Annotated in this window: 14 protein-coding genes and 1 tRNA gene; 1 reads left to right on the top strand and 14 read right to left on the bottom strand. The window is 67.0% G+C overall.

Features of this window, described 5'->3' with window-relative positions; genetic code table 11:
- Positions 1–3: 3 nt before the first annotated feature.
- From AB7E83_RS15780 to AB7E83_RS15715, 14 genes are all read right to left on the bottom strand, one after another.
- On the bottom strand, positions 4–1260 hold the full coding sequence (locus tag AB7E83_RS15780) for a sarcosine oxidase subunit beta family protein (protein WP_428571077.1): 1257 nt from the start codon (positions 1258–1260) through the stop codon (positions 4–6).
- A gap of 108 nt (positions 1261–1368) precedes the next feature.
- The gene (locus AB7E83_RS15775; protein ID WP_428571076.1) at positions 1369–2760 is read right to left on the bottom strand and encodes an L-serine ammonia-lyase; all 1392 of its coding nucleotides are present in this window, start codon (positions 2758–2760) and stop codon (positions 1369–1371) included.
- The gene (locus tag AB7E83_RS15770; RefSeq protein ID WP_428571074.1) at positions 2757–3140 is read right to left on the bottom strand and encodes a dihydroneopterin aldolase; all 384 of its coding nucleotides are present in this window, start codon (positions 3138–3140) and stop codon (positions 2757–2759) included. Before AB7E83_RS15770 ends, AB7E83_RS15775 begins: the two co-directional genes overlap by 4 nt.
- A 544-nt stretch (positions 3141–3684) precedes the next feature.
- A tRNA-Val gene (locus AB7E83_RS15765) sits at positions 3685–3759 on the bottom strand.
- Between the two features lie 29 nt (positions 3760–3788).
- On the bottom strand, positions 3789–4505 hold the full coding sequence (dnaQ, locus tag AB7E83_RS15760) for a DNA polymerase III subunit epsilon (protein ID WP_428571072.1): 717 nt from the start codon (positions 4503–4505) through the stop codon (positions 3789–3791).
- A gap of 73 nt (positions 4506–4578) precedes the next feature.
- Entirely contained in the window at positions 4579–4917 is a 339-nt protein-coding gene (fdx, locus tag AB7E83_RS15755) for an ISC system 2Fe-2S type ferredoxin (RefSeq protein ID WP_428571070.1), read from the bottom strand.
- 11 nt (positions 4918–4928) lie between these two features.
- Entirely contained in the window at positions 4929–6788 is a 1860-nt protein-coding gene (gene hscA, locus AB7E83_RS15750) for a Fe-S protein assembly chaperone HscA (RefSeq protein ID WP_428571068.1), read from the bottom strand.
- A gap of 5 nt (positions 6789–6793) precedes the next feature.
- Entirely contained in the window at positions 6794–7321 is a 528-nt protein-coding gene (hscB, locus tag AB7E83_RS15745) for a Fe-S protein assembly co-chaperone HscB (protein ID WP_428571066.1), read from the bottom strand.
- Entirely contained in the window at positions 7318–7641 is a 324-nt protein-coding gene (gene iscA, locus AB7E83_RS15740) for an iron-sulfur cluster assembly protein IscA (RefSeq protein ID WP_428571065.1), read from the bottom strand. The genes hscB and iscA overlap by 4 nt, the downstream gene beginning before the upstream one ends.
- Positions 7642–7644: 3 nt before the next feature.
- Positions 7645–8028, bottom strand: a complete 384-nt coding sequence (gene iscU / locus AB7E83_RS15735) for a Fe-S cluster assembly scaffold IscU (protein ID WP_428571063.1) — start codon at positions 8026–8028, stop codon at positions 7645–7647.
- 18 nt (positions 8029–8046) lie between these two features.
- A complete protein-coding gene (locus AB7E83_RS15730) occupies positions 8047–9267 on the bottom strand; it encodes an IscS subfamily cysteine desulfurase (protein ID WP_428571062.1) in 1221 nt (406 codons plus the stop codon).
- 25 nt (positions 9268–9292) lie between these two features.
- Positions 9293–9829 (bottom strand): Fe-S cluster assembly transcriptional regulator IscR, encoded by a 537-nt coding sequence (iscR, locus tag AB7E83_RS15725; RefSeq protein WP_428571060.1) that lies wholly within the window; start codon positions 9827–9829, stop codon positions 9293–9295.
- A gap of 117 nt (positions 9830–9946) precedes the next feature.
- Positions 9947–10933, bottom strand: a complete 987-nt coding sequence (locus AB7E83_RS15720; RefSeq protein ID WP_428571058.1) for a ketopantoate reductase family protein — start codon at positions 10931–10933, stop codon at positions 9947–9949.
- A gap of 48 nt (positions 10934–10981) precedes the next feature.
- Entirely contained in the window at positions 10982–11749 is a 768-nt protein-coding gene (locus AB7E83_RS15715) for an IclR family transcriptional regulator (protein ID WP_428571056.1), read from the bottom strand.
- A gap of 97 nt (positions 11750–11846) precedes the next feature.
- Between AB7E83_RS15715 and AB7E83_RS15710 the strand changes: the two genes are divergently transcribed.
- Complete coding sequence (locus tag AB7E83_RS15710) at positions 11847–13130, top strand: Rieske 2Fe-2S domain-containing protein (protein ID WP_428571054.1); 1284 nt, start codon at positions 11847–11849, stop codon at positions 13128–13130.
- Positions 13131–13169 lie beyond the last annotated feature (39 nt).

Genomic DNA, 13169 nt, shown 5'->3' with positions numbered 1-13169 from the left:
GTGTCAGTGCGCCACGGCGGCGGCGCCGTGTTCGTCGATCAGATGTCCGCTGTAGAAGCGGTCGAGCGCGAACGGCGCGGCCAGCGGATGCGGCTCGTCGTTCGCGATGGTGGCGGCGAAAACGTGGCCGGAGCCCGGCGTCGCCTTGAAGCCGCCGGTTCCCCAGCCGCAGTTGAAGTACAGGCCCTCGATCGGTGTCTTGCCGATGATCGGGCAGGCATCGGGCGATACGTCGACGATGCCGCCCCACTGGCGGTTCATGCGTACGCGCGAAAATTGCGGGAACAGTTCGATGATCGCTGCCGCCGTGTGGTCGATGACGTGCGGGCTGCCGCGCTGGCCGTAGCCGAGGTAGGTATCGATGCCCGCGCCGATCACCAGTTCACCCTTGTCCGACTGGCTCAGGTAGCCGTGAACCGCGTTGCTCATGATCACCGTGTCGATCACGCGCTGCATGGATTCGCTCACGAAGGCCTGCAGCGGATGGCTCTCGATCGGCAGGCGCAGCCCCGCCATGCCGGCAAGCACCGAGGAATGTCCCGCGGCGACACAGCCCACGCGCCTGGCCTTGACGTAGCCCTGCGTGGTCTGGATTCCACGCATGCGACCGCCGGCGACGTCCAGGCCGGTGACTTCGCAGTTCTCGATCAGGTCCACGCCGAGCAGGCTGGCCGCACGCGCGAAGCCGCGGGCGACCGCGTCGTGATGGGCGATACCCGCGCGCGGCTGCCAGCTTGCACCCAGGACGGGGTAGCGGCTGCGCCGGCTGCAATCGAGCTGCGGGATCTTTTCCTGGACCTCGCGCGCATCGAGGACGAACGCATCGATGCCCTGCAGCTGGTTGGCATTGACGCGGCGCTCGATGTCGCGCATGTCCTGCAGCGTGTGGCCGAGGTTGAACACGCCGCGCTGGCTGAACAGGACGTTGAAGTTCAGGTCGCCCGTCAAACCCTCCCAGAGCTTCATGCTGTGTTCGTACAGCAGCGCCGCCTCGTCCCACAGGTAGTTGGAACGCACGATCGTGGTGTTGCGCGCCGTGTTGCCGCCTCCCAGGTAGCCCTTCTCCAACACGGCGATCCGGCCCGCGCTGTGGTTGCGCGCCAGGTAGTAGGCGGTCGCGAGGCCGTGGCCGCCGCCGCCGACGATCACCACGTCGTAGGCATCCTGCAGCGGCACGCGGCGCCAGGCGGGCTCCCAAGTCTTGTGGTTGCGCAGCCCGTGCTTCAACAGGCTCCAGATCGAGTAGTTCTGCCCTTGCATGTTCACCCTTGCAGTCGTGATCCGATTGTTCCCGGCCACCGATCCAAGGATTGCCTGTATCCGCTTCGCCTTGCCGGATGGCGACATCGCTCGACGGCCGGCGCGGCGTCAGCATTCGACGATGTTCACGGCGAGGCCACCGCGGGCCGTCTCCTTGTACTTGGCCAGCATGTCCGCGCCGGTCTCCCGCATGGTCTTGATCACCTTGTCCAGGCTCACGTGGTGCGTGCCGTCGCCGCGCAGCGCCAGCCGCGCCGAATTGATCGCCTTGACCGATGCGATCGCATTGCGCTCGATGCAGGGGATTTGCACCAGTCCGCCGACCGGATCGCAGGTGAGGCCGAGGTGATGCTCCATCCCGATCTCCGCCGCGTTCTCGACCTGCGCCGGCGTCCCGCCTAGAACCTCGCAGAGCGCACCGGCAGCCATCGAACAGGCGACGCCCACCTCGCCCTGGCAGCCGACCTCGGCCCCCGAGATGCTGGCGTTCTTCTTGTAGAGGACTGCGATCGCCGCCGCGGTGAGCAGGAAATCCGCGACTCCCGCGTCGTCCGATCCGGGGATGAAGCGGCGGTAGTAGTGCAGGACCGCGGGGACGATGCCGGCCGCGCCGTTGGTAGGCGCGGTGACGACACGGCTACCCGCCGCGTTCTCCTCGTTCACTGCCATCGCGAACAGGTTGACCCAATCCAGCGCCAGCAGCGGATCGGCGATCGCGTCATGCACGCGCACTTTCAGCTGGCGATGAATCCCCGGCGCTCGGCGCTTCACCTTGAAGCCGCCGGGCAGGATGCCTTCGGTCGCGCAGCCGCGCTCGACGCAGTCCTGCATCACGCGCCAGATGCGCTGGATGCCGGCGTCGATCTCGGCGTCGCTGCGCCATGCAAGTTCGTTGCGTCGCATGACGCCTGCAATGCCGCATCCCAGGCGGCGCGTCCATGCCAGCAGGTCCTCGGCGCTGTCGAAGGGATGCGGCACCATGTTCTCGTCGGCGCGCACGCGGACATGCCCGACCCCGGCGGTGTCGACTTCCTTCGTCACGACGAAGCCGCCGCCGACGGAGTAGTAGTCGCGCCGGTCGAGCTCGGCGCCGTCGGCGTCGAACGCGGCGAACTCCATGCCATTCACGTGCAGGTCCAGCACCTTGCGGCGATGAAAGACGAGGTCGCGCTTCTCGTCGAAAGAAATCTCCCGGGCGCCTGCGAGACGCAGCTTGCGCTCTGCGCGTACGGCGTCGAGCATCGAGGGGATCGCATCGACGTCGACGGTCTCGGGATCTTCACCCTGCAATCCCAGCAGAACGGCCTTATCGCTGCCGTGACCGCGACCCGTGGCTCCGAGCGAGCCGTACAACTGGGCCTCGACGCGCGCAGTGGCGTGAAGGAGTCCCCGATCGTGCAACCGTGCCGCGAACATGCGCGCCGCGCGCATCGGGCCGACGGTATGCGAACTCGACGGACCGATGCCGATCTTGAAAATGTCAAAGAGGCTGATGGTCATGTGAACTCCGTTGATGGAGTAGCCTCGCGTTCGAGCGTGACGCCGACGAGCGCCCCCGGGAACGGCGCCAGCTTCAGGAGGGTGAGCCGCACCCGGCGCACGCCGTGGACGGCTAGGACCGAAGCGCACATCGACTCGCCTAAGGCCTCGGCCAGCGTATGCGGTTGCATGCCAGCACCGCGCAGGCGTTCGATCAAGCGCGCGTAGTCGACGGTGTCTTCCAGACGGTCCGTTTCGCAGGCGCGGTGCGGCGCGACATCTACGTCGAGATCGACGACCACGGGCTGGGGTTCGGTCCTTTCCCAGTCGTGCACGCCGATGCGTGCGGGCATCTGCAACGACCGGATCATGATTGTCGGCGCGAAATTGGAGGATTTCACGTTCGGGGCTCGCGTTGTGTTGTCACCGCGACTTGCGGCCCCTCCATGCTCATGCAGCCACGTCCTGGGAACTTGCCTAGATCCGACGTGCGCTATGCCGACTGCGTCAGCCCGCGACAGAGCCCTGCCATGAGGCTTCACGCATACAGCGCATCCGTAGATTTAGAGCTGGAGTGACAGTTCTATGGCGCTTAAGGATCCGAGCAGATGCCAAGTCCCGAACTGGGAGCAGTCCAAAGCCGCGACGCGCAGGTCAGCGTTAGCAGCGAGTCAGGACCGGGTGGTCACAGGCTGCGCGTGTCTGCCGCGAGATTTGGGAATGGTGAGATCTCCGCCTCCACGTCACGTTCAACGGGACAATAATGCAGCCGAGCAGCGGAGCTTGAAAGCGCGCCGTCTCACATCGACCGCAAGCGTGAAGTGCGGCTCAATCCAAGACTTTCCAGTCCAATCACGTCCAAGCCGTGTTTAGACACTATTTGGACACCAAGAAATGAACAAAGGCTTAGGTCGAAACCTAAGCCATTGTCTTCGAAGAAAAATCTGGTGGGTGGTACAGGGATTGAACCTGTGACCCCTGCCGTGTGAAGGCAGTGCTCTACCGCTGAGCTAACCACCCGGGGTCCGCCGTTTTCGGCGAAGCGACGATTATGCCACAGGCTGTGCAGCACCCAGCCGCCACAGCGTCTTGCCGCCGCTCGCCTTGTCCAGCTGCGCCAGCACTTGCTCGTGCTCCGCGGCCTCTTGCTCGTTCGCCAGCAGCACCGGCAGCGTGAACTGGCTCAGATCGACGCGCGTGACGATGCCCACGGCTTCGGACGACGACGCCACGTCGATCAGCAGCGCGTCCTGGCCGCGCGTCATGTTGATGTAGACGTCGGCCAGCAGCTCGGCATCGAGCAGCGCGCCGTGCAGCGTGCGCGTGGAATTGTCCACGCCCAGGCGGTCGCACAGCGCGTCGAGGCTGTTGCGCTTGCCGGGGAACATCTCCTTCGCCATCGCCAGCGTGTCGGTCACCTTCGACACGCACGTCGTGATGCACGGACGCTGCAGCAGGCTCAGCTCCTTGCGCAGGAAACCGACGTCGAACGCGGCGTTGTGAATGATGATCTCGGCGCCCGAGAGATACTCGATCAGCTCGTCGGCGACGGCCGCGAACTTGGGCTTGTCGCGCAGGAACTCGTTGCTGATGCCGTGGACCTTGAGCGCGTCCTCATGGCTGTCGCGCTCGGGGTTCAGGTAGAAATGCTTGTTGTTGCCGGTGAGCTTGCGGGCCACAAGCTCCACGCAGCCGATCTCGATGATGCGGTCGCCGGCTTCGGCCGACAGGCCCGTGGTTTCGGTGTCGAGGACGATCTGGCGCATGGTCGCAATTCTAAGCGCCGGGGTCCGGTCCGGTAGCACTGGATTCCCGCCTTCGCGGGAATGACGCGCGACGTCAGTGCTTCTCTTTCGCGTGGTTGATCGTGTACTTCGGAATCTCGATCGTCACGTCCTTCTGCGCCAGGATCGCCTGGCACGACAGGCGCGAGTTCGGTTCGAGCCCCCACGCGCGATCGAGCAGGTCCTCTTCCTCTTCCTCGAGTTCGTTGAGAGACGCGAATCCTTCACGCACGACCACATGGCACGTGGTGCAGGCGCAACTCAGGTCGCATGCATGCTCGATGGCGATGTTGTTGTCCAGCAGCGCCTCGCAGATCGAGGTGCCGGCGGGCGCTTCGATCTGCGCGCCTTGCGGTGCGTACTCGGGGTGCGGAAGAATCTTGATGACCGGCATGACGTTGTTCTTCAGATCGATTCGAGGTTCTTGCCCGCGAGCGCCTTGCGGATGCCCTCGTTCATGCGCTGCGCGGCGAACGCTTCCGTGCCCTTCGCGAGCGACTGCACCGCGGCCTCCACGGTGGCGGCGTCCGTGCTTTCCTCCGCCACGCGCTTCGCGGTCGCCATCAGGGACTCGATCTCCGCGCGCTCGTCCGCGGCGAGCAGCGAACCATCCGCATCCAGTGCGCTCTGCGTCGCGAGCAGCATGCGCTGCGCGTCCACGCGCGCCTCGGTCAGCGCCCTCGCCTTCATGTCGCCCTCGGCGGTCGTGAAGCTGTCCTGCAGCATGCGCGCGATCTCGGCGTCGGCGAGGCCGTAGGACGGCTTCACGTCGACCGTCGCCTCCACGCCGCTGCCCTGTTCCTTCGCGCTCACGTGCAGCAGGCCGTCGGCATCGATGGTGAAGGTCACGCGGATGCGCGCCGCGCCCGCGGCCATCGGCGGAAAGCCGCGCAGCTCGAAGCGCGCGAGGCTGCGGCAGTCGGCCACCAGGTCGCGCTCGCCCTGCACCACGTGGATCGCCATCGCCGTCTGGCCGTCCTTGAAAGTCGTGAAGTCCTGCGCCTTCGCCGTGGGAATGGTTTCGTTGCGCGGCACGATGCGCTCCACCAGGCCGCCCATGGTCTCGATGCCGAGCGACAGCGGGATCACGTCGAGCAGCAGCAGGTCGCCATTCGGGTTGTTGCCGGCCAGTTGGTTGGCCTGCACGGCCGCGCCGAGCGCGACGACTTCGTCGGGGTTCAGGTTCACGAGCGGCTCGCGGCCGAAGAATTCGGCGACTGCTGCGCGAACCTGCGGCATGCGCGTGGAGCCGCCGACGAGAACGACGCCCTGCACTTCGTCCTTCGTCAGCTTCGCGTCGCGCAGCGCCTTGCGCACAGCGGTGAGCGTGCGGGCGGTGAGGTCCTTCGTCGCGGCGTCGAATTCGTCGCGCGTCGTCTCGACGTCGACAACACCCGACGACAGCTTGACGTTCACGCGCGTGGACGCCGCATCGGTGAGCGCCTCCTTCGCGCGGCGCGCGGCGATCTGGATCGCGGCGCGGTCGCCCGCGTTCATCGCGTCGAGGCCCGCACGCGCGAGCAGCACGTCGGCGAACGCACGGTCGTAGTCGTCGCCGCCCAGCGCCGAATCGCCGCCGGTGGCAACCACCTCGAACACGCCGCGCGACAGGCGCAGGATCGAGATGTCGAAAGTGCCGCCGCCGAGGTCGTACACCGCGTAGGTGCCTTCGCTCGCGTTGTCGAGGCCGTAGGCGATGGCTGCGGCCGTGGGCTCGTTGATGAGGCGCAGGACGTTGATGCCGGCGAGCTGTGCCGCATCCTTGGTCGCCTGCCGCTGCGCATCGTCGAAGTAGGCGGGCACGGTGATCACCGCGCCGTACAGGTCGTCGTTGAAGGTGTCTTCGGCGCGGAAGCGCAGCGTCGCGAGGATCTCGGCGCTCACCTCCACCGGGGACTTCTCGCCGGCGCGCGTGTTCAGCGCGAGCATGCCGGGCTTGTCGATGAAGTCGTAAGGCAGCTTCGCGTAGTTCGCGATGTCGCCCAGGCCGCGGCCCATGAAACGCTTGACCGAAGCGATGGTGTTCTCGGGGTCCTCGGCCTGCGCCGACTGCGCGTCGTAGCCGATCTTGCGGCCGTTGTCGGCGAGGTAGCGTACGACGGAGGGAAGCAGCACGCGGCCTTCGTCGTCCGGCAGGCATTCGGCCACGCCGTTGCGCACGGCGGCGACCAGCGAATGCGTAGTGCCGAGGTCGATGCCGACGGCGATGCGGCGCTGGTGAGGGTCGGGGGACTGGCCGGGTTCGGAAATCTGCAGGAGCGCCATGGACGTTATTGTCCCAGTTGGTCCAGCTTGTGTTCGACCTCGTGCGCAAAACGCTCGATGAACATGAGGCCTCTCACCTGCCCGGCCGCGGCGCGCGCGTCGCCTTCATCGTCGAGCAGCTTGCGGATGCGTTCGAAGGCTTCGCGCCGCGTCTTCGCCAGGGGCTCGCCCAGCGCTTCGAGCGCCTCGACCGTCCCGGCTTCTTCCAGCGCCTCGCGCAGTTCCATCTGCTCCATGAGGAACGCCGCAGGCATGGCGGTGTTGTTCTCGGCCTCGATGGGTGCGCCGCGAAGCTCGCACAGGTAGGACGCACGCGCCAGCGGATCCTTCAGGCGGCGATACGCCTCGTTGATCCGCACCGACCATTGCATCGCGATGCGCTGGGCGGCATCGCCCTGCGCAGCGAAGCGGTCGGGATGCGCCTCGCGCTGCAAGTCCTTCCAGCGCGCATCGATCTCCGCCCGGTCCTGCGCGAAGCGCTCCGGCAGGCCGAAGAGCGCGAAATCGCTGGACTGCAGGTCGACGAGGCTCACACCCGGAACGATTCGCCGCAGCCGCAGCGGTCGCGCTCGTTCGGGTTGTTGAACTTGAAGCCCTCGTTCAACCCTTCGCGCACGAAGTCGAGTTCGGTCCCGTCGATGTAGGCCAGGCTCTTCGGGTCGATGAGCAGCTTCACGCCGTGGTTCTCGAACACCACGTCCTCGGGCGCCACCTCGTCCACGTACTCCAGCTTGTAGGCCAGGCCCGAGCAGCCGGTGGTCTTCACCCCCAGCCGCACGCCCACGCCCTTGCCGCGCTTGGAAAGGTAACGTGTGACGTGGCGGGCCGCGGCTTGCGTCAAGGAAACGGCCATGACTCAGGCGTGCTTCTTCTTGTAATCGTCCACCGCGGCCTTGATCGCGTCTTCCGCGAGGATCGAGCAGTGGATCTTCACCGGCGGCAGCGCCAGTTCCTCGGCGATCTGCGCGTTCTTGATCGACGCCGCCTGGTCGAGCGTCTTGCCCTTGACCCACTCGGTCACGAGCGAGCTCGACGCGATGGCGGAGCCGCAGCCGTAGGTCTTGAAGCGCGCATCCTCGATGACGCCGGTGGCCGGGTTCACCTTGATCTGCAGCTTCATCACGTCGCCGCAGGCGGGCGCGCCCACCATGCCGGTGCCCACGGTCTCGTCACCCTTTTCGAACGAGCCGACGTTGCGGGGGTTCTCGTAGTGGTCGACGACTTTTTCGGAATAGGCCATGTTCTCAACTCCTCGTGTTCAATGCGCGGTCCACTGGATCGTGGCGAGGTCGATGCCGTCCTTGTACATCTCCCACAACGGGCTCAGCTCCCGCAGCTTCGCGACGTTCTGGCGGATCGTCGCGATGGCGTAGTCGATTTCTTCCTCGGTCGTGAAACGGCCGATGGTCATGCGCAAACTGCTGTGCGCGAGTTCGTCGCTGCGGCCGAGCGCGCGCAGCACGTAGCTCGGCTCCAGCGACGCGGACGTGCAGGCCGAGCCCGACGACACCGCCAGCCCCTTGATGCCCATGATCAGCGACTCGCCTTCGACGAAGTTGAAGCTCATGTTGAGGTTGTGCGGCACCCGGCGCGTCACGTCGCCGTTGATGAACACCTGCTCGATGTCCTCCAGGCCCTTGAGCAGGCGCTGCTGGAGCGCCCGCGCATGCTCGGTGTCCTTCGCCATTTCCTCGCGGGCGATGCGGAACGCCTCGCCCATGCCCACGATCTGGTGCGTGGGCAGCGTGCCCGAGCGCATGCCGCGCTCGTGGCCGCCGCCGTGCATCTGCGCCTCCAGCCGCACCCGCGGCTTGCGGCGCACGTACAGCGCGCCGATGCCCTTGGGCCCGTAGGTCTTGTGCGACGCCATGCTCATCAGGTCGATGGGCAGCGCCTTCATGTCGATCTCGACCTTGCCGGTCGCCTGCGCGGCGTCGACGTGGAAAATGATGCCGCGCTCGCGGCAGATCGTGCCGAGCGCGGGAATGTCCTGCACGACCCCGATCTCGTTGTTCACGAACATCACGCTCACGAGGATGGTGTCCTCGCGCAGCGCGGCCTTGAACTTCTCCATGTCGAGCAGGCCGTCTTCCTGCACGTCGAGGTAGGTGACCTCGAAGCCCTGGCGCTCGAGCTCGCGCATGGTGTCGAGCACGGCCTTGTGCTCGGTCTTCACCGTCACGAGGTGCTTGCCCTTGGTCTTGTAGAAGTGCGCGGCGCCCTTGATCGCGAGGTTGTTCGACTCGGTCGCGCCGGAGGTCCAGACGATCTCGCGGGGGTCGGCGCCGATGAGGTCGGCCACCTGCTGGCGCGCCTTCTCCACGGCCTCTTCGGCCTCCCAGCCCCAGGCATGGCTGCGCGACGCGGGGTTGCCGAAGTGCTCGCGTAGCCAGGGGATCATCGCGTCGACGACGCGCGGGTCCACCGGCGTCGTCGCGCCGTAGTCCATGTAGATCGGAAAGTGCGGAGTGCTGTCCATCTTCTTGATTCTCTCGACCGGCGGATTACGACTTGGCGAAGGCGTTGCCCAGCGCGAACACCGAGTTCGGCGCGTTCACGCGGATCGGCTTGACCACGGGCTGGCTCGAAATGGCGCGCTTCGGCGACGGCTTGTCCTCGATCTGGATGCCCTTGGCGAGTTGGTCGTCCACCAGCTTCTGCAAGGTGACGGAGTCGAGGAAGTCGACCATGTGCTTGTTCAGCGCCGACCACAGCTCGTGCGTCATGCAGCGGCCGCCGTCGCCATGGCAGTTTTCCTTGCCGCCGCACTGCGTGGCGTCGATCGGTTCGTCGACCGACACGATGATGTCGGCCACGGTGATCTCGCCCGCCTTGCGGCCCAGCGTGTAGCCGCCGCCGGGGCCGCGGGTGGATTCGACGAGCTCATGCCGGCGCAGCTTGCCGAAGAGCTGCTCGAGATAAGAGAGGCTGATTTGCTGCCGCTGGCTGATGGCCGCGAGCGTGACCGGCCCATTGTTCTGGCGCAGGGCCAGATCGATCATCGCGGTGACCGCAAAGCGGCCTTTGGTCGTGAGACGCATTGCAAGCTCCTTTTGCTTGACGCGCCAAGTGCTTGACTTGACAGCGATTTCCTGTGTTCCTGACTGAATGAGTCAAGTATAGCAGAAGACCACTCAGGACGCTCGGGAATCACAGGGTCAACCCGGATAAAGCCCGTCCTCGACGGCGCGCAGCCGCGCCAGTTCCACGAAGAGGTCGAGCATGGGCGTCGGCACGCCGTGCAGCCGCGCGAACTCGAGGGGCACGGTGCAGATCGCGTCGAGCTCGATGGGCCGGCGCGCACTGAAGTCCTGCGCCATGCTCGGCCGGTGCCCGGAGCGGCGCGCACCTTCGAGCGCCTTGTCGGCATCGAGATGGACCGGATAGCCCATGGCGGCGGCGATCGCTTCCGATTCTTCATGGAGCCGCCGCCGTGCCTCGCCGATCACCTCGGACGCGAACAGATCTTTCAGCCGCGCGCCCGTCACCGCCGCCAAGGGCGCCGAACTGAGATTGAGGATGAGCTTGGTCCACACCGCCTGCCGGATGCGCTCGGCCGCGTCCACGGCCAGGAAGCCGCTTCCGAAGGCAGCCACCACGTCGCGCAGGCGCGTCGACAGCCCACCGGCGGGCTCGCCGAGGGTCAGCGTGCAGGGGCCGGCGAAATTGATGACCTGCACGACGCCGGGTTCGAGGGCGGTACACATGGCATTGACGGTGCCGCCCAGCACGCGCTCGGGCCCGATGGCGTCCCAGGCAAGTCCGCCCGGATCGAGCCGCTCGATGCGCCGCCCTTCGTACGCGCCGCCCTCGCCGTGGAAGTACCACCAGGGAATGCCGTTGACGACGAAGACCACCACGGTCGATGGCGCCAGCAGCGGGGCGATGGTCCGTGCCACCTGCGGCAAGGCGGTCGCCTTGGTGGTGACGAGAACGACGTCATGCGGCCCCAATGCCGAGGGATCGTCGGAGCACACGGGCGCGAAGCGGATCGTCTCCGCCGGCAGTTCCACCCGCAAGCCGCGCTCGCGGATCGCGGCGAGCGCAGGACCGCGAACGACGAGCGACACGTCCTGCCCCGCGCGATGCAGCATCGCGGCGAGGAACCCGCCGATCGCACCGGCGCCGAAGACTGCGAATTTCATGAGGCGCGATTGTGCGGCAGCTTCGGCGGCCACGCGGGGCCGCCTCGCTCACGCCGCGCGCGCGAGCTTCTTCGTCACCTGGTCCGCATGCTCGCGCATCGCGCGCAGCAGCTCGCGCGACCGCACCGTCGACAGCCGTGCCGACACCGTGCTGATGCTGATCGCCGCCACCACCGCCCCGCGGTCCGGCACCGGCACGGACAGCGCGCGCGTGCCCGGCACCACGCCAACTTCCTTGAACGCGAAACCGCGCGCCCGCGTGGTCTCGATGTTGTCCAGCAGGCCGCGGCGAGTGAGGCCGCTCGCGGCCAGGCGTGGCAGGTTGCGCTGGACGATGCGTTCGACCTCCGCGTCATCCTCGCTCGCCAGCAGCACGAGCCCGGCGGCGCCCACACCCAGCGGCCGCCGGATGCCCACCCCGGCGGACAGGACCTGGATCGGATGCGCGCCGATCCTGCGGTCGATGCAGATGGAGTCGGCTCCGGTGCGCACGGTGAGGTAGACCGAGTCGCCGGATTCGTGGCACAGCGACGTGAGCGCCGCGTCGGCCAGCGTGCGGATTCGCAGCGGCGCGCCGCGCGCGAGCCCCAGCAGCACCGCCTCCGGGCCGATGACGTAGCGGCGCGACTCGGGGTCCTGCTCGACCATCTGCTCTTCCACCAGCGCGCGCAGCATGCGCTGCACGGTCGGTTGCGCGAGTTGGGTCTGGCGCGCGATGTCGATGGCCCGCACGCCGGTCTCTTGCCCCGCCGCGAGGACGCGCAGGATGGAAATGACGCGCCGGATGCTCTGGGCGCCGGAAACTTCCTCGCTCATATTCACATTATGGACATTGGTGCGCGATTTTTCGGGGGTGCGCGGCAGGCTCGGTCCACGATGCGCGCTTGCCCTTCTACCCAACCGCCGCTTTGCCATGAACACCAAGGTCCTGCAGCCCTACGGCGCCTATTTCTCCCCGCGCGACTTCAGCGAAGACGCGGTGCTCACCCACGTCGGCCGCGGCACGCCCTGCGGCGAATACCTTCGCCGCTACTGGCAGCCGGTCGGCTTCGCGAGCGACCTCGGCGACCTGCCCACGCGCATCCGCATCCTGGGCGAGGACCTCGTGCTCTTCAAGGACGGCAGCGGCCACGTCGGGGTGCTCGAGCTGCACTGCGCGCACCGGGGCGCATCGCTCGAGTTCGGCGTGATCGAGCCGCGCGGCATCCGCTGCTTCTATCACGGCTTCCTCTACGGCACCGACGGCACGATCCTCGAGACGCCCGCCGGCGCGCCCCTGTGCGGCGCGGGCAAGGTCTGCCAGGGCGCCTATCCGGTGCATGTGTTCCACGACCTCGTGTTCATCTACATGGGCCCCCCGGACCGCAAGCCCGCGTTTCCGATGTTCGACGTGTACGACGACCCGAACATCGTCATCGAGCCCGCCCCGCTTCGTACGGGCCTCATGGAATGCAACTGGCTGCAGGTGCAGGAGAACGGCATGGACCCGGCGCACACCGCGTTCCTGCACGTGCTGATGAGCGGCACGCAGCGCGGCTTCTCGGACGAGATGGGCGTGCTGCCGCACATGGAGTTCTTCCGCAACGAGACGGGCACGCACTACGTCGCCACGCGGCGGGTGGGCGACAACGCCTGGGTGCGCATCGTCGACGCCACGCTCGGCAACGTGAACCTGATCCCGCCGGACGACCAGAAGGGCGCGGTGTCCTCGGTGGCGCAGAACGCCTTCACGGTCATCTGGGCCGTTCCGGTGGACGACACCGCCACGAAGCGCTGGTACCTGCTGCTCAACGACAAGCGCGATCCGCTGAAGGACTACCAGAAGGCGCGCGCCTTCGGCCAGGCGAACGACCGCAGCTACGAGGAGCGGCAGCGCCGCCCCGGCGACTACGACGCGCAGACGAGCCAGGGGCCGATCAACATCCACGCCTACGAGACGCTCACCACCAGCGACCTCGGCATCCAGATCTTCCGCGACTACGTGCGCGAGCAGATCCGGCGCGTGCAGCAGGGCGAGGACCCGGACGGCGTGAGTTTCGATCCGTCGTACCGCATCCGCACGCGCACGCAGAACACCGTCGTAAGCCTCCCGCGGGTGGAGAATGCCGACGAGGAGCGCGAGCGCCTCGCCGCCGCGGGCCGAGAAGTGGCCGAAGGCGATTTCCGCCGGCAGTGGCCCCCGGCTCGCAAGGCATGAATGCCCGGCCCCGCACGAGAACACGAATGACCCGGAGAC

The sequence above is a fragment of the Ramlibacter sp. genome (assembly GCF_050250995.1).
GTDB lineage: Bacteria > Pseudomonadota > Gammaproteobacteria > Burkholderiales > Burkholderiaceae_C > Ramlibacter.
Note: the sequence above shows the minus strand (reverse complement) of the source record. Positions and strands in the feature narration are given on the sequence as shown.